This is a genomic window from Streptomyces misionensis (assembly GCF_007896895.1).
Taxonomy (GTDB): domain Bacteria; phylum Actinomycetota; class Actinomycetes; order Streptomycetales; family Streptomycetaceae; genus Streptomyces; species Streptomyces misionensis_A.
In genome coordinates, this window is record NZ_VOGW01000132.1 from 62,296 (window position 1) to 78,639 (window position 16,344).

Below are 16,344 nucleotides of genomic sequence, written 5' to 3' on the forward strand. Positions count from 1 at the left end.
TCAGTCCTCCGAGGGGGCGAGGCGTTCGAGCTCCGCCTGAGTGGACTTCAGCAGGTCGTTCCAGGACGTCTCGAACTTCTCGACGCCCTCGTCCTCCAGCACCTGGACGACCTCGTCGTACGAGATGCCGAGGCGCTCCAGCGCGTCCAGGTCGGCGCGGGCCTGCTCGTAGGTACCGGTCACCGCGTCGCCGCGGATCTCGCCGTGGTCGTCGGTGGCCTCCAGGGTGGCCTCCGGCATGGTGTTGACCGTGTTCGGCGCCACCAGCTCCTCGACGTACATGGTGTCCTTGAGCGCCGGGTCCTTCACGCCGGTGGAGGCCCACAGCGGACGCTGCTTGTGTGCGCCCGCGTTCTCCAGGGCGCTCCAGCGGTCCGAGGAGAAGACCTCCTCGTACGCCTGGTAGGCGAGGCGCGCGTTGGCGACGCCGGCCTTGCCGCGCAGCGCCTTGGCCTCCTCGGTGCCCAGCTTGTCGAGGCGGCGATCGATCTCGGTGTCCACCCGGGACACGAAGAAGGACGCCACCGAGCGGATCTTCGACAGGTCCAGGCCGCGCTCCTTGGCCTTCTCCAGGCCGGCGAGGTACGCGTCCATGACCAGGCGGTAGCGCTCCAGCGAGAAGATCAGCGTGACGTTGACGCTGATGCCCAGGCCGATGACCTCGGTGATCGCCGGCAGACCCGCCTGGGTGGCCGGGATCTTGATCAGGGTGTTGGGACGGTCGACCAGCCAGGCCAGCTGCTTGGCCTCGGCGACGGTCGCCTTGGTGTTGTGCGCGAGGCGCGGGTCGACCTCGATGGAGACCCGGCCGTCCTGGCCCTCGGTGGCGTCGAAGACCGGGCGCAGGATGTCGGCGGCGTCGCGGACGTCCGCCGTGGTGATCATGCGGATGGCCTCTTCGACGGTGACCTTGCGGGCGGCGAGGTCCGAGACCTGGAGGTCGTAGCCGTCGCCCTGCGAGATCGCCTTCTGGAAGATCGTCGGGTTGGTGGTGACGCCCACGACGTGCTGCTGGTCGATCAGCTCGGCGAGGTTGCCGGACGTGATCCGCTTGCGCGACAGGTCGTCCAGCCAGATCGCGACGCCTTCGTCGGAGAGGCGCTTGAGTGCGTCTGTCATGGAATTACATCTCCTACGTGTCGTATATGAGCGTCAGCGCTGCGCGGCGGCGATGGATTCCCGGGCCTTGGCGGCCACGTTCTCCGCGGTGAAACCGAACTCTTTGAAGAGCACCTTGGCGTCCGCGGACGCGCCGAAGTGCTCCAGGGAGACGATGCGGCCGGCGTCCCCGACGTACTTGTGCCACGTCAGGCCGATGCCCGCCTCCACGGCGACCCGGGCCTTCACGGACGGCGGCAGCACGGAGTCCCGGTACCCCTGGTCCTGCTGCTCGAACCACTCGACCGACGGCATGGACACGACGCGGGTGGGAACACCGTCGGCCTGGAGCCGCTCACGCGCCTCCACGGCCACGTGCACCTCGGAGCCGGTGGCGATCAGGATCACCTCGGGCTCGGTGTTCTGCCCTTCGGACCCTTCGGCCTCGAACAGGACGTAACCGCCCTTGGCCGCGTCCTCGTTGGGCTCGTACGTCGGCACGCCCTGGCGGGTGAGGGCGAAGCCGTGCGGCTGGCCCTTGCCGAACTCCTTGGTGTAGCGCTTGAGGACCTCGCGCCAGGCGATCGCGGTCTCGTTGGCGTCCGCCGGGCGGACGACGTTCAGGCCCGGGATCGCGCGCAGCGAGGCCAGGTGCTCGACCGGCTGGTGGGTGGGGCCGTCCTCGCCCAGGCCGATGGAGTCGTGCGTCCACACGTACGTCACCGGCAGGTGCATCAGGGCCGACAGGCGCACGGCGTTGCGCATGTAGTCGGAGAAGACGAGGAACGTACCGCCGTAGACGCGGGTGTTGCCGTGCAGCGTGATGCCGTTCAGCTCCGCGCCCATGGAGTGCTCGCGGATGCCGAAGTGGATCGTGCGGCCGTACGGGTCGGCCTCCGGCAGCGGGTTGCCCTCGGGCAGGAAGGAGCTGCTCTTGTCGATCGTGGTGTTGTTGGAGCCGGCGAGGTCGGCGGAGCCGCCCCACAGCTCGGGGATCACCGGACCGAGCGCCTGGAGGACCTTGCCGGAGGCGGCACGGGTGGCGAGGGCCTTGCCGGGCTCGAAGACCGGGATCTTCTCCTCCCAGCCGGTGGGCAGCTCACCCCGTGCGATGCGGTCGAACTCGGCGGCGCGCTCGGGGTTCTCGTCCCGCCACACCTGGAGCGACTTCTCCCACTCGGCCTTCGCGCGGGCGCCGCGCTCCAGGGCCTTGCGGGTGTGGCCGATCACCTCGTCCTCGACGGCGAAGGACCGCTCCGGGTCGAAGCCGAGGACGCGCTTGGTGGCCGCGACCTCGTCGTCGCCCAGCGCCGAGCCGTGCGCGGCCTCGGTGTTCTGGGCGTTCGGGGCCGGCCAGGCGATGATCGAGCGCATCGCGATGAAGGAGGGCCGGTCGGTGACCGCCTTGGCCTCCTGGATCGCGGCGTAGATCGCCGCCGGGTCCAGGTCGCCGTCCGCCTTGGGCTCCACGCGCTGCACGTGCCAGCCGTAGGCCTCGTACCGCTTGACGGTGTCCTCGGAGACGGCGGTCTCCGTGTCGCCCTCGATCGAGATGTGGTTGTCGTCCCACAGCAGGATCAGGTTGCCCAGCTTCTGGTGCCCGGCCAGCGAGGACGCCTCGGCGGAGATGCCCTCCTGGAGGCAGCCGTCACCGGCGATGCAGTAGATGAAGTGGTCGAACGGCGACTCGCCTTGCGGCGCCTGGGGGTCGAACAGACCGCGCTCGTAGCGGGCGGCCATCGCCATGCCCACCGCGTTGGCCACACCCTGGCCCAGCGGGCCGGTGGTGGTCTCCACGCCCTTGGTGTGTCCGTATTCCGGGTGGCCCGGGGTCTTCGAACCCCAGGTGCGGAAGGACTCCAGGTCCTCCAGCTCCAGGCCGAAACCGGCGAGGTAGAGCTGCGTGTAGAGGGTCAGTGACGAGTGGCCGGCGGACAGCACGAAACGGTCGCGCCCCACCCACTCCGGATCGGCAGGGTCGTGCCGCATCACCTTCTGGAAGAGGGTGTAGGCGGCCGGGGCCAGGCTCATGGCCGTACCGGGATGGCCGTTGCCGACCTTCTGTACGGCGTCGGCGGCCAGGACGCGGGCGGTGTCCACGGCCCGCTGGTCCAGGTCGGTCCACTCAAGGTCTGTGGTGGTCGGCTTGGTGCTCACCCTGGGTCAGGGCTCCTCTCCACATGTCGGTCGCCGGTCTTCGGGGCGTGCGCCCACCCGGCCGCCGGCGTGCTTCTGCCCGCCGGCCGCTGACGAGCCTACCCTCGTAAGGACGTGCGTTTTTGCGGGTGTTTCCAGACTGCCGGGCATCCACGGGATCCGCCTCCCGACTGGCCGATACGGCATTCGGCACATGAATAAGGAGGCGCTCATCTGACCGCTCAAAAGAGTGGTGGGTCCCCTCTTATGGGGCCTCTGACGAGAGGGTGGCGGAAGAGGGCCGCAAAGCGGCACCCGGGCCGTCCGCCAACACGACCCCACCCCCGCGAATGCCGGGGTATGGGCAACGTCTAAAGTGGCGTGGTACGCGCGGGCCCCCATCAAGAACTCATCCGGGGGAGGCTCGCTGGGATGTCTCTGTCAGGGGTGTGCGTGACGGCCGTCGAATCCCGTCCAGCTGCGGTGCTCGGTGGTACGAGCCCGAGCCCGGTCCGCCGGCCGTTCGGGGCCCGTGCCAAGGCGTTCGTGGCGCTGACCAAGCCGCGGATCATCGAGCTGCTGCTCATCACCACGGTGCCGGTGATGTTCCTGGCCCAGCAGGGCGTGCCGTCCCTGAAGCTGGTGCTGCTCACCTGCCTCGGCGGCTATCTCTCCGCGGGCGGCGCCAACGCGCTGAACATGTACATCGACCGCGACATCGACGCCCTGATGGACCGCACCTCGCAGCGGCCGCTGGTGACCGGCATGGTCAGCCCGCGCGAGTGCCTGGCCTTCGGCATCGGTCTCGGGGTCGTCTCCACGCTGCTGTTCGGGCTGACGGTCAACTGGCTCAGCGCCTGGCTGTCGCTCGGCGCGCTGCTCTTCTACGTCGTCGTCTACACGATGATCCTCAAGCGGCGCACCGCGCAGAACATCGTGTGGGGCGGCATCGCGGGCTGCCTGCCGGTGCTGATCGGCTGGTCCTCGGTCACGAACTCGATGTCCTGGGCGCCGATCATCCTCTTCCTGGTGATGTTCTTCTGGACGCCGCCGCACTACTGGCCGCTGTCCATGAAGGTCAAGGACGACTACGCGCGCGCGGGCGTGCCGATGCTGCCCGTGATCGCCTCCAACAAGGTCGTCGCCCGGCAGATCGTCATCTACAGCTGGGTGATGGTCGTCGTCTCGCTGCTGCTCACCCCCCTGGGTTACACCGGCTGGTTCTACACGGTGGTCGCCCTCGCCGCCGGCGGCTTCTGGCTGTGGGAGGCGCACGGGCTGCAGAACCGGGCGAAGGCCGAGGTCACCGGCGCCAAGCTCAAGGAGATGCGCCTGTTCCACTGGTCGATCACCTATGTGTCGATCCTCTTCGTCGCCGTCGCGGTGGACCCGTTCCTGCGCTGACGCACCTTCTTCCCGGGCGGGAGGGGCGCGTGGTCAAGGCCACGCACCCCTCCCGTCGCCGTTTCATCTACTCGTCGGTAGCATCCTGGCCATGGCAGACACGCAGCAGGTTGACGCGAAGGCCGAGCGCACGGCGGCCCGGCTCGCCCAGAGGATCAGCGCCTTCTCCAAGGCCCACGGCGGCGCGGAGGGACAGGTGGCCTACATCGGTCAGCGCGGCGCGCGGATCGTGCTCGTCGGCGCGGACGGCGGCTGGGGAGACGTGGTGGCGCCCACGTACGCCATCGCCGAGCAGGCGGTGGCGAAGGCCGGGATCACCGTGCACGAGTCCTTCGACGGGGAGTTCGCGGCGAAGGTGAAGACGGGTCCGTACGAGTGGAAGCGGATGGCGGGCATCCAGGTCGGGGGCTGATCCGGCGGTCGCCCGGCGCCGGATGCCCGAGCGCCGCGGCCGTCCGTACGGTTCCCCGCGCGCCGTCGGTGCGCCAGGCTGTCGGCATGCAGACGGAAGCCCTGCTCGGACGTTTCCTGGACGCGCTCGCCCCGTTGCGCCCCCGCGCCGTCTGGGCGCACGGCTCGCTGGCCGGGGGTGACTACCGGGAAGGGCGCAGCGACCTCGATCTGATCGCGGTGCTGCCGGGACGCCCCGGCCCCACGGCCGTACGGCGTGTCGTGGCGCTGCACCGGCGGCTGCGCGAGGCACCGCTCGCCGCCAAGCTGCACTGCAGCTATCTCGCCCCGGCCACCCTCGCGGACCCGGGCCGGGCGCATCTCACCTGGGCGCACGGGCATCCGCTGTGGCGCCCGGTCACCCCCGTCACCCGGCGCGAGCTGCACGCCTTCGGCCGGGTGCTGCACGGGGAGCCGCCGGGCGGCCTGTTGCCGCCGGTGCCGGAGCGGGAGCTGCGTGCGTTCGTCGTGCGGGACCAGCGGGACTTCTGGCGCCCGGCCGTCGGCAAGGCCCGGCTGTGGCGGCAGGACGTCTGGGTGGACCTCGGGCTGCTGACCTTCGCCAGGGCCACCGTGACGCTGCGCGAGGGGCGGCTGATCACCAAGCGGGAGGCCCTGGCGGAGCTGCCGGCGCTGGGCGCGCCGGCCGAGGTGGTCGAGGACATCGCCCGCCGGCGGTACGCGGACCCCGCCCCGGCGGACGGCGCCTGGCTCGACCGCCGTGCGGAGCTGACCCGGGCCTGCCTGGGCCCGGCGATCGACGCGCTGGTCACCGCCTACGGGTGAGTCAGGCGCTCGTGGGAACCGTGAGCTCGGCCGCGGGGCCGGGCAGGCCCACTTCGGCCTCCGGGCGTTCGCGCAGCGACAGCAGGACCCGCAGGACGCCGATCCACACCAGGCAGGAGCCGAGCATGTGCAGGCCGACCAGCAGCTCGGGCAGGTGCGTGAAGTACTGGACGTAACCGATGACGCCCTGGGCCAGCAGGATCAGGAACAGCTCGCGGGTGCGGGCCAGCGGTCCGCGGGGGGCGTCGACGGCCTTGAGGATGAACCACAGGGCGAACGTCAGCGTCACCACGATCCAGGCGAGCACCGCGTGCAGCTTGGCCACGGTCTCCCAGTCGATCGGGATGCGCTTGACATCGCTGGAGTCGCCCGCGTGCGGCCCCGCGCCGGTGACCACCGTGCCCACCGCGAGGAGCAGCACGGACGCGGTCACCAGGAACCACACCAGCTGCACCACGGCCTTGCCGACCAGCGGCCGGGGCGCGGCGTCGCCCTCGCGGGTGCGCTGCCACATCACCACCGCGACCGTGGTCAGCGCGGTCGCCAGGAGGAAGTGCGCCGCCACGGTGTACGGGTTGAGGCCGACCAGCACCACAATGCCGCCGAGCACCGCGTTGCCCATCACCAGCCAGAACTGGGCCCAGCCGAGCCGGGTCAGGCCGCGCCGGCGGGGCTTCTCGGAACGGGCGGCGACGATCGCCCAGCCGACCGCGGCGCACAGCACGTAGGTCAGCATGCGATTGCCGAACTCGATGGCGCTGTGGTAGGTCAGCGCCTGCGTCGGCGTCAGCGAGCCGTCGGTGCACTCGGGCCAGGTCGGGCAGCCGAGGCCCGAACCGGTCAGCCGGACGGCACCGCCGGTGACGACGATCACCACCGACATCACGAGCGCGGCGAAGGTCGCCCGCCGCACGGTCCGGGGCTCCGGGGTCCAGCGGTCGGCGATGAAGGCGAGCGGATTGCGCAGGGCCGCAACGGCATCGGCGCGGGTCAGCTTTGGCACGCCCACCATGGTAGGCGCCCGCTTGTGCACGCTTTCACGAGGGGCCCGTCCCGGCGCCGTGTCGCCACTCACTCCCAGCGGAAGAACCTCCCGGCCGCCGCCAGCCCCACGACCGCCCACACCGCGAGGATCCCCAGGTCGCCCCAGGGCATCCCGGCGCCGTTCCGGAGCACGTCCCGCAGGCCGTCGGAGAGGGCGGAGATGGGCAGCAGGCCGAGCACGTGCTGTCCGGCGGAGCCGAACTTGTCCAGCGGCACGATGACGCCGCCGCCGACGAGCAGCAGCAGGAACACCAGGTTGGCCGCGGCCAGCGTGGCCTCCGCCTTCAGGGTGCCCGCCATCAGCAGGCCGAGCCCGGAGAAGGCGGCGGTGCCGAGGACCAGCAGCAGGAGCACGGCGGCCGGGTCGCCGTGCGGGGACCAGCCGAGGGCGAGGGCGATCACCGTCAGCAGGATCACCTGGAGCACCTCGGTGACCAGCACCGACGCCGTCTTGGCGGTCATCAGGGCCCAGCGGGGCAGCGGCGAGGCGGCGAGCCGCTTGAGCACGCCGTAGCGGCGCTCGAAGCCGGTGGCGATGGCCTGCCCGGTGAACGCGGTCGACATCACGGCGAGGGCGAGGACGCCCGGTGCGAGGAAGTCGACGGCCTTGCCCTTGCCGGTGTCCACGATGTCCACGGAGCTGAAGAGCACCAGCAGCAGGGTCGGGATGACCACCGTCAGCAGCAGCTGCTCGCCGTTGCGCAGCAGCATCTTCGTCTCCAGGGCCGCCTGCGCCGCGATCATGCGGGGCAGGGGCGCGGCCCCCGGTGCGGGCGCGTACGTACCCGGCGCGGTGGTCATGAACGCAGCTCCTTGCCCGTGAGCTCGAGGAAAACGTCTTCCAGGGTGTGCCGTTCGACCGAGATGCGGTCCGGCATCACCCCGTGCTGGGCGCACCATGAGGTCACGGTGGCCAGCAGCTGCGGGTCGACCTTGCCGACGACGCGGTAGGCGCCCGGGGTCAGCTCGGCGGCCGTGCAGCCGTCCGGGAGCGCCTTGAGCAGGGAGCCGACGTCGAGGCCGGGGCGGCCGGTGAAGCGCAGGGTGTTCTCCGCGCCGCCCTTGCACAGCTCCTCCGGGGAGCCCTGGGCGATGACCTTGCCGCCGTCGACGATCGCGACGTCGTCGGCGAGCTGCTCGGCCTCGTCCATGTGGTGGGTGGTGAGGATCACCGAGACGCCGTCGGCGCGCAAGTCCTTCACCAGGTCCCAGGTGGCCCGGCGGGCCTGCGGGTCGAGGCCCGCGGTGGGCTCGTCCAGGAACACCAGCTCCGGGCGGCCGACGACGGCCATGGCGAGCGCGAGGCGCTGCTGCTGGCCGCCGGAGAGCCGGCGGTAGGAGGTACGGCCGCACGCGCCGAGCCCGAGCCGTTCGATCAGGGCGTCCACGTCCAGGGGGTGGGCGTGCAGCTTGGCGATGTGGCGGAGCATCTCGTCCGCGCGGGCGCCGGAGTAGACGCCGCCGGACTGGAGCATCACACCGATCCTGGGCCGCAGCTCGGCCGCCTGGCGCACCGGGTCGAGGCCGAGGACGCGCACCGTGCCGGAATCCGGCTTCCGGTACCCCTCGCAGGTCTCGACCGTCGTCGTCTTGCCGGCGCCGTTGGGGCCGAGGACGGCGGTCACGCCCGCCCGGGCCACCAGGTCGAGGCCGTTGACCGCGGTCTTGTCGCCGTACCGCTTCACCAGGTCCCGGACCTCGATGACCGGGTGCGACGCGAAGCGCCTCCCCGAGGGGTGGGGGCCGGGAGACGGGCGGGCGGGCTCACTTCGCATGGGTCCAGAGTCTAGGGAGACCGCCCGCCGATCAGGTGGCCGGGTCGGGGAAGTCCCGGTGCGACGCCAGCCAGCGCTCGGCGTAGGCCACCGCGTCCGCGACCGGGAACAGCCGGGCGTCGGCGGCGCCCACCGTGCCGCGCGCGACGGGCCGCTCCCGCTCGAAGTCGCGCCCCAGCTCCTCGAACCCCTCGGAGGTGATCGACACCTCCGGCACGCTCCGCCAGCCGCCGGGCGTGGGCCGGCCGACCGGGACGAGCGGTGCGGGTACGCGGTATTCGGCCAGGTGGAAGCTGGTGCAGGAGTCGTATCCGGCGCCGAGCAGCAGCACCCGGGCGCCCAGTCGCTCCAGCCGGGCCAGCGGGCTGCGCTCGCCCAGCCGGCAGTCCGTGGCGTGTCCCTCGGTGATCTCCCGGGCGCGGGGTCCGAGAGCCGCGAAGGAGGTCTGCGGGTGCGCGCTGCGCAGGGCGCCGGGCCAGGTCCGCACGGTCTCGGGAATGACGCCGACCCCGCGCGTGGGCGTGAGCAGCGGATCGTACGCGGGCATGGTGGCCCGGATGCGCTCCCACCACTTCTCGGGCACCGGCGGGTTCGCCCAGTCGGCGGGGTCGGAGAGGTCGGCGGTGTGGGCCGGGACGACCAGCGTGCCGGTGGGTCCGAGGGCGTCGAGGAGCCCCTGGACGACGGCCACGGCACCGCCGTTGACCCAGCCGAGGGAACTCAGCGAGGAATGCGCGAGCAGCGTCTCGCCGCGCGTGACGCCGAGCCGGCGCAGCCCGTCGGCGATGTCGTCCCGGGTGACAAGAGGGCCGGTCGGAGGGGGTATGGCCATGGCCGGGGAGTCTCGCGCACGGGGGCGCGCGGCGCCACGGGATTTCCCGCGCGACCGTCCCGGATGATCGATCGGTGATCGTTTCCGCAGGTCAGATTAGGTATGCCTAAGTGATGCAGGGCACCGGGCGGTGATCCGGACGTCGCTTGTCAGGCCCCGAGGAATTACGCAACAATGGCGTTGTGAAAAACGTCGGCGAGGCTCGGGAGGCCCTCACGGGGACCCCCCAGGAGGAGTTCGCGACCGGGGAGCGCTCCACGCGCAACCGGGTCGCGCGGTCCATCCTGGACCACGGCCCGTCGACCGTCGCCGAACTCGCGGGCCGGCTGGGACTCACCCAGGCGGCCGTCCGCCGTCACCTGGACGCGCTGGTCGCGGACGACGTGGTGGAGGCGCGCGAACAGCGGGTGTACGGCACGCGCACGCGCGGCCGCCCCGCCAAGGTGTTCGCCCTCACCGACTGCGGCCGCGACGCCTTCGACCAGTCGTACGACAAGCTGGCCGCGGACGCGCTGCGCTGGATCGCCGAGCACGAGGGCGGGCCTGGCGCGGTCTCCGCCTTCGCCCGCGCGCGGATCGCCGCACAGGCGCGCGCGTACCGCGAGGCGATCGAGCGGGTGACCCCCGAAAAACGCGCGGAAGCGCTGGCCAAGGCCTTGAGTGCGGACGGGTACGCTGCTACGGCGCGCAGCGCACCGGTCGGCGAGCAGCTGTGCCAGCACCACTGCCCGGTCGCCCATGTGGCGGAGCAGTACCCGCAGCTCTGCGAGGCGGAGACGGAGATCTTCGCCGAGCTGCTGGGTACTCACGTCCAGCGACTGGCGACCATCGCGCACGGCGACGGCGTCTGCACGACGTTCATTCCCAAGATTTCCACTGACGCACCTGCAAGCACGGCCGGGAGGAACCCCGCATGACTCTCCCCACGGAGACTGCCCACCCTGAGCTGGAGGGCCTGGGCAAGTACGAATACGGCTGGGCCGACTCCGACGTGGCCGGTGCCTCCGCCCGGCGCGGCCTGAACGAGGACGTCGTCCGCGACATCTCCGGCAAGAAGTCGGAGCCGGAGTGGATGACCAAGCTGCGCCTGAAGGGCCTGAAGCTCTTCGAGAAGAAGCCCATGCCGAACTGGGGCTCGGATCTGTCGGGCATCGACTTCGACAACATCAAGTACTTCGTGCGCTCCACGGAGAAGCAGGCGGAGTCCTGGGAGGACCTGCCCGAGGACATCAAGAACACCTACGACAAGCTGGGCATCCCCGAGGCCGAGAAGCAGCGCCTGGTCGCCGGCGTCGCCGCCCAGTACGAGTCGGAGGTCGTCTACCACCAGATCCGCGAGGACCTGGAGCAGCAGGGCGTCATCTTCCTGGACACCGACACGGCCCTGAAGGAGCACCCGGAGCTCTTCAAGGAGTACTTCGGCACCGTCATCCCGGCCGGTGACAACAAGTTCGCCGCGCTGAACACCGCCGTGTGGTCCGGCGGCTCCTTCATCTACGTGCCTAAGGGCGTGCACGTGGAGATCCCGCTCCAGGCCTATTTCCGTATCAACACGGAGAACATGGGCCAGTTCGAGCGGACTCTGATCATCGTCGACGAGGGTGCCTACGTGCACTACGTCGAGGGCTGCACCGCGCCGATCTACAAGTCGGACTCGCTGCACAGCGCCGTGGTCGAGATCATCGTCAAGAAGAACGCCCGCTGCCGCTACACGACCATCCAGAACTGGTCGAACAACGTCTACAACCTGGTCACCAAGCGCGCCGTGGCGTACGAGGGCGCGACCATGGAGTGGATCGACGGCAACATCGGCTCCAAGGTGACGATGAAGTACCCGGCCGTCTACCTGATGGGCGAGCACGCCAAGGGCGAGACCCTGTCCATCGCCTTCGCGGGCGAGGGCCAGCACCAGGACGCCGGCGCCAAGATGGTCCACATGGCGCCGAACACCTCGTCGAACATCGTCTCCAAGTCGGTGGCCCGCGGTGGCGGCCGTACGTCCTACCGCGGTCTGATCGAGATCGGCGAGGGCGCCGCCGGCTCCAAGTCGAACGTGCTGTGCGACGCGCTGCTGGTCGACACCATCTCCCGTTCGGACACCTACCCGTACGTGGACGTCCGCGAGGACGACGTGTCCATGGGCCACGAGGCCACCGTCTCCAAGGTCTCCGAGGACCAGCTCTTCTACCTGATGAGCCGCGGTCTGTCCGAGGACGAGGCGATGGCGATGATCGTGCGCGGCTTCGTCGAGCCGATCGCCAAGGAGCTGCCCATGGAGTACGCGCTGGAACTCAACCGGCTGATCGAGCTGCAGATGGAGGGCGCGGTCGGTTGATCACCGCCGCCTTCCCCATCACGCCACTGACCTGAGAAAGCGAGCAATACGACAGCCATGGCTGAGGCCCAGAACATCCCCGTGGGGTCGACCACCGCGGGCTCGATTGCGGTCGCCGCGGAGTCGACCGTCGTCTCGCGCATGAGCGCGCCCCCCTCCTTCGACGTGGCGGACTTCCCCGTCCCGCACGGCCGCGAGGAGGAATGGCGGTTCACCCCGCTGGAGCGCCTGCGCGGACTGCACGACGGCACCGCCGTCGCCACCGGTGACGGCGTGAAGGTCGACGTCCAGGCGCCCGACGGCGTCGTCGTCGAGCACGTCGGCCGCGACGACGCGCGGCTGCGCAGGGCGGGCACCCCGGTGGACCGGGTCGCCGCGCAGGCGTACTCCGCCTTCGAGCAGGCCTCGGTCGTGACCGTCCCCAAGGAGACCGTCCTCACCGAGCCGATCCGCATCGCCGTGCACGGCCAGGGCGGCACCGCCTTCGGCCACCAGGTGATCGAGCTGGGCGCCTTCGCCGAGGCCGTGGTCGTCATCGACCACACCGGTGACGCGGTGCTCGCCGCCAACGTCGACTACCTGCTCGGCGACGGCGCCAAGCTCACCGTCGTCTCCGTCCAGGACTGGGACGACAAGGCCGTCCACATCGCCCAGCACAACGCGCTGGTCGGCCGGGACGCCTCCTTCAAGTCGGTCGTCGTCACCTTCGGCGGCGACGTCGTCCGCCTGCACCCGCGCGTCACCTACGCGGGCCCCGGCGGCGAGGCCGAGCTGTACGGCCTGTACTTCACCGACGCGGGCCAGCACCAGGAGCACCGCCTCCTGGTCACCCACAACGCCCCGCACTGCAAGTCGAACGTCGTCTACAAGGGCGCGCTCCAGGGCGACGAGGCGCACGCGGTCTGGATCGGCGACGTGCTCATCGAGGCCAAGGCCGAGGGCACCGACACCTACGAGATGAACCGCAACCTGGTCCTCACCGACGGCGCCCGCGTCGACTCGGTGCCGAACCTGGAGATCGAGACCGGTGAGATCGTCGGCGCCGGCCACGCCTCCGCGACCGGCCGTTTCGACGACGAGCAGCTCTTCTACCTGATGGCCCGCGGCATCCCGGAGCACGAGGCCCGCCGTCTGGTGGTCCGCGGCTTCTTCGCCGAGCTGGTCCAGCAGATCGGTGTCACCGACATCGAGGAGCGACTGCTCGCCAAGATCGAGCAGGAGCTGGAGGCCTCGGTCGCATGAGCTTCCAACGCGCCTGCGGACTGAGCGAGCTGTCGGAGGGCACCCCCAAGCGGGTGGAACTCGACGGCACGCCGGTCTCGGTCGTCCTGACCGAGGGGGAGGTGTTCGCGATCTACGACATCTGCTCCCACGCGAACGTCTCGCTCTCCGAGGGCGAGGTGGAGGACTGCCAGATCGAGTGCTGGCTGCACGGCTCCGCCTTCGACCTGCGCACCGGCAAGCCGTCCGGGCTGCCCGCGACGCGCCCCGTCCCCGTATACCCCGTAAAGATCGAAGGGGACGACGTTCTCGTCTCCCTCACCCAGGAGTCCTGAGGCATCCATGGCAACGCTTGAAATCCGAGACCTGCACGTCACCGTCGAGGCCGACAACGCCACGAAGGAGATCCTCAAGGGCGTCGACCTCACCGTGAAGCAGGGCGAGACGCACGCCATCATGGGCCCCAACGGCTCCGGCAAGTCCACCCTCGCCTACTCGCTCGCGGGTCACCCGAAGTACACGATCACCGAGGGCACCGTGCTGCTCGACGGCGAGGACGTCCTGGCGATGTCCGTCGACGAGCGCGCCCGCGCCGGCCTGTTCCTGGCGATGCAGTACCCGGTCGAGGTCCCCGGCGTCTCGGTCTCCAACTTCCTGCGCACCTCCGCCACTGCCGTCCGCGGCGAGGCCCCCAAGCTGCGCACCTGGGTGAAGGAGGTCAAGGAGGCCATGGAGCGTCTCCACATGGACCCCGCCTTCGCCGAGCGCAACGTCAACGAGGGCTTCTCCGGCGGTGAGAAGAAGCGCCACGAGATCCTCCAGCTCGAACTGCTCAAGCCGAAGATGGCGATCCTGGACGAGACCGACTCCGGCCTGGACGTCGACGCCCTGCGCATCGTCTCCGAGGGTGTCAACCGCGTCCGCGAGACCGGCGAGGTCGGCACCCTGCTGATCACGCACTACACGCGCATCCTGCGCTACATCAAGCCCGACTACGTCCACGTCTTCGCGGCCGGCCGCATCGTCGAGTCCGGCGGCCCCGAGCTCGCGGACAAGCTGGAGAACGAGGGCTACGAGGCATATGTGAAGGGTGGCGCATCCGCGTGACACAGCTGTCGGGCCTCCTCGACACCGAGGCGATCCGCAAGGACTTCCCCGTGCTGGACCGCGTCGTCCACGACGGCCGGAAGCTCGTGTACCTGGACAACGCGGCCACCAGTCAGAAGCCGCGCCAGGTGCTGGACGCCCTCAACGAGTACTACGAGCGTTACAACGCCAACGTCCACCGCGGCGTGCACGTCCTCGCCGAGGAGGCCACGGCACTCTACGAGGGCGCGCGCGACAAGGTGGCGGAGTTCATCAACGCGCCCAGCCGCGACGAGGTGATCTTCACCAAGAACGCCTCCGAGTCGCTCAACCTCGTGGCCAACATGCTGGGCTGGGCCGACGAGCCCTACCGGGTCGACCACGAGACCGAGATCGTCATCACGGAGATGGAGCACCACTCCAACATCGTGCCGTGGCAGCTGCTGGCGCAGCGCACGGGCGCGAAGCTGAAGTGGTTCGGCCTCACCGACGACGGCCGGCTCGACCTGTCCAACATCGACGAGATCATCACCGAGAAGACGAAGATCGTCTCCTTCGTGCTGGTCTCCAACATCCTGGGCACGGTCAACCCGGTCGAGGCGATAGTGCGCCGCGCCCAGGAGGTCGGCGCGCTGGTCTGCGTCGACGCCTCCCAGGCCGCGCCGCACATGCCGCTGGACGTGCAGGCCCTCCAGGCCGACTTCGTGGCCTTCACCGGTCACAAGATGTGCGGCCCGACCGGCATCGGCGTGCTGTGGGGCCGCCAGGAGCTGCTGGAGGACCTGCCCCCGTTCCTGGGCGGCGGCGAGATGATCGAGACCGTCTCGATGCACTCCTCGACGTACGCCCCGGCACCGCACAAGTTCGAGGCGGGCACGCCCCCGATCGCGCAGGCGGTCGGCCTGGGCGCGGCGATCGACTACCTCCAGGCCATCGGCATGGAGAAGATCCTCGCCCATGAGCACGCGCTGACCCAGTACGCGGTGGAGCGCCTGGCCCAGGTCCCGGACCTCAGGATCATCGGCCCGACCACGGCCGAGGACCGGGGCGCCGCGATCTCCTTCACTCTGGGCGACATCCACCCGCACGACGTGGGCCAGGTCCTGGACGAACAGGGCATCGCGGTCCGTGTCGGCCACCACTGCGCCCGTCCCGTCTGCCTGCGCTACGGAATTCCCGCGACCACGCGAGCGTCGTTCTATCTGTACTCCACGCCGGCCGAGATCGATGCTCTGGTCGACGGCCTGGAGCACGTACGGAACTTCTTCGGCTGAGAGGCGTGTGCTGAGACCGTGAAGCTGGATTCGATGTACCAGGAAGTCATCCTGGACCACTACAAGAACCCGCACGGGCGTGGTCTTCGGGATGGCGACGCCGAGGTGCACCATGTGAACCCGACGTGCGGCGACGAGATCACCCTCCGTGTGAAGTACGACGGCACCAAGATCGCGGATGTCTCGTACGAGGGCCAGGGCTGCTCCATCAGCCAGGCCTCGGCCTCCGTGCTGAACGAACTCCTCGTCGGCAAGGACCTGCCCGAGGCGCAGAAGATCCAGGAGACCTTCCTGGAGCTGCTGCAGTCCAAGGGCCGGATCGAGCCGGACGACGCGATGGAGGAGGTGCTGGAGGACGCCGTGGCGTTCGCCGGTGTCTCCAAGTACCCCGCGCGGGTCAAGTGCGCCCTCCTGAGCTGGATGGCGTGGAAGGACGCGACGGCCCAGGCGCTGGGTGGCGCCGACGCCGAAAGGAAGACCGCATGAGCGACACCGTCGAGATGAAGCCCGCCTCCGAGGAGGAACTCCGCGAGGCCCTGATGGACGTGGTCGACCCCGAGCTGGGCATCGACGTCGTCAACCTCGGCCTGATCTACGGCATCCACGTGGACGACTCCAACGTGGCGACCGTGGACATGACCCTGACCTCGGCGGCCTGCCCGCTGACGGACGTCATCGAGGACCAGGCCAAGTCCGCCACGGACGGCATCGTCAACGAGCTCCGGATCAACTGGGTCTGGATGCCGCCGTGGGGCCCGGACAAGATCACCGACGAGGGCCGCGAGCAGCTGCGCGCCCTGGGCTTCAACGTCTGACAACGGTTTGGTGAAAGGGGCCACGGCTTGCCGTGGCCCCTTTTGCGTACGCCCGTTGTGTACGCGCGTACATTCCATGTGTACGCTC

Annotated in this window: 17 protein-coding genes; 11 read left to right on the top strand and 6 right to left on the bottom strand. The window is 70.0% G+C overall.

The annotated features are described in order from the left end of the window. Positions 1-1,119, bottom strand: a complete 1,119-nt coding sequence (gene tal, locus FRZ03_RS23470) for a transaldolase (RefSeq protein WP_146467126.1) — start codon at positions 1,117-1,119, stop codon at positions 1-3. 33 nt (positions 1,120-1,152) lie between these two features. Further along, positions 1,153-3,255: a transketolase gene (gene tkt, locus FRZ03_RS23475; RefSeq protein WP_146467127.1), complete on the bottom strand. Its 2,103-nt coding sequence runs from the start codon at positions 3,253-3,255 to the stop codon at positions 1,153-1,155. Positions 3,256-3,681: 426 nt separating this feature from the next. Here tkt and FRZ03_RS23485 point away from each other — a divergent pair, with 426 nt between their 5' ends. The 3 genes from FRZ03_RS23485 (at position 3,682) to FRZ03_RS23495 (ending at position 5,874) form a co-directional block, all read left to right on the top strand. After that, positions 3,682-4,638 (top strand): heme o synthase, encoded by a 957-nt coding sequence (locus tag FRZ03_RS23485; RefSeq protein ID WP_186785575.1) that lies wholly within the window; start codon positions 3,682-3,684, stop codon positions 4,636-4,638. A gap of 91 nt (positions 4,639-4,729) precedes the next feature. Next, a complete protein-coding gene (locus FRZ03_RS23490) occupies positions 4,730-5,050 on the top strand; it encodes a hypothetical protein (RefSeq protein ID WP_146467129.1) in 321 nt (106 codons plus the stop codon). A gap of 86 nt (positions 5,051-5,136) precedes the next feature. Beyond that, positions 5,137-5,874, top strand: coding sequence for a nucleotidyltransferase domain-containing protein (locus FRZ03_RS23495; RefSeq protein ID WP_146467130.1), 738 nt, complete (start codon positions 5,137-5,139; stop codon positions 5,872-5,874). Between the two features lies 1 nt (position 5,875). Here the strand turns inward: FRZ03_RS23495 and FRZ03_RS23500 are convergent, their stop codons facing one another. From FRZ03_RS23500 to FRZ03_RS23515, 4 genes are read right to left on the bottom strand one after another with little or no spacing between them, the layout of a single operon-like run. Beyond that, entirely contained in the window at positions 5,876-6,886 is a 1,011-nt protein-coding gene (locus FRZ03_RS23500) for a COX15/CtaA family protein (protein ID WP_146467131.1), read from the bottom strand. Between the two features lie 59 nt (positions 6,887-6,945). Next, complete coding sequence (locus tag FRZ03_RS23505; protein ID WP_146467132.1) at positions 6,946-7,719, bottom strand: ABC transporter permease; 774 nt, start codon at positions 7,717-7,719, stop codon at positions 6,946-6,948. After that, positions 7,716-8,693: an ABC transporter ATP-binding protein gene (locus FRZ03_RS23510; protein ID WP_261399314.1), complete on the bottom strand. Its 978-nt coding sequence runs from the start codon at positions 8,691-8,693 to the stop codon at positions 7,716-7,718. Before FRZ03_RS23510 ends, FRZ03_RS23505 begins: the two co-directional genes overlap by 4 nt. 31 nt (positions 8,694-8,724) lie before the next feature. Continuing rightward, complete coding sequence (locus FRZ03_RS23515; RefSeq protein ID WP_146467133.1) at positions 8,725-9,525, bottom strand: AAC(3) family N-acetyltransferase; 801 nt, start codon at positions 9,523-9,525, stop codon at positions 8,725-8,727. Positions 9,526-9,707: 182 nt separating this feature from the next. On the opposite strand from FRZ03_RS23515, the gene FRZ03_RS23520 reads away from it, so the two are divergent. Genes FRZ03_RS23520 through FRZ03_RS23555 form a run of 8 tightly spaced genes read left to right on the top strand, consistent with a single transcriptional unit; the run spans position 9,708 to position 16,256 of the window. After that, positions 9,708-10,442 carry a helix-turn-helix transcriptional regulator gene (locus tag FRZ03_RS23520; protein ID WP_146467134.1) on the top strand — a complete coding sequence of 245 codons (735 nt, stop codon included), beginning with the start codon at positions 9,708-9,710 and terminating at the stop codon, positions 10,440-10,442. Then, positions 10,439-11,860, top strand: a complete 1,422-nt coding sequence (gene sufB, locus FRZ03_RS23525) for a Fe-S cluster assembly protein SufB (protein ID WP_070025403.1) — start codon at positions 10,439-10,441, stop codon at positions 11,858-11,860. Before FRZ03_RS23520 ends, sufB begins: the two co-directional genes overlap by 4 nt. A 57-nt stretch (positions 11,861-11,917) precedes the next feature. Next, positions 11,918-13,102, top strand: coding sequence for a Fe-S cluster assembly protein SufD (gene sufD / locus FRZ03_RS23530; protein WP_146467135.1), 1,185 nt, complete (start codon positions 11,918-11,920; stop codon positions 13,100-13,102). Continuing rightward, positions 13,099-13,416 carry a non-heme iron oxygenase ferredoxin subunit gene (locus FRZ03_RS23535; RefSeq protein WP_146467136.1) on the top strand — a complete coding sequence of 106 codons (318 nt, stop codon included), beginning with the start codon at positions 13,099-13,101 and terminating at the stop codon, positions 13,414-13,416. The genes sufD and FRZ03_RS23535 overlap by 4 nt, the downstream gene beginning before the upstream one ends. A gap of 7 nt (positions 13,417-13,423) precedes the next feature. Next, a complete protein-coding gene (sufC, locus tag FRZ03_RS23540) occupies positions 13,424-14,188 on the top strand; it encodes a Fe-S cluster assembly ATPase SufC (protein ID WP_070025400.1) in 765 nt (254 codons plus the stop codon). Further along, entirely contained in the window at positions 14,185-15,441 is a 1,257-nt protein-coding gene (locus FRZ03_RS23545; protein WP_146467137.1) for a cysteine desulfurase, read from the top strand. The genes sufC and FRZ03_RS23545 overlap by 4 nt, the downstream gene beginning before the upstream one ends. Before the next feature lie 18 nt (positions 15,442-15,459). Then, a complete protein-coding gene (gene sufU, locus FRZ03_RS23550) occupies positions 15,460-15,927 on the top strand; it encodes a Fe-S cluster assembly sulfur transfer protein SufU (protein WP_146467138.1) in 468 nt (155 codons plus the stop codon). Beyond that, complete coding sequence (locus FRZ03_RS23555; RefSeq protein WP_037656710.1) at positions 15,924-16,256, top strand: metal-sulfur cluster assembly factor; 333 nt, start codon at positions 15,924-15,926, stop codon at positions 16,254-16,256. Before sufU ends, FRZ03_RS23555 begins: the two co-directional genes overlap by 4 nt. Positions 16,257-16,344: the final 88 nt, after the last annotated feature.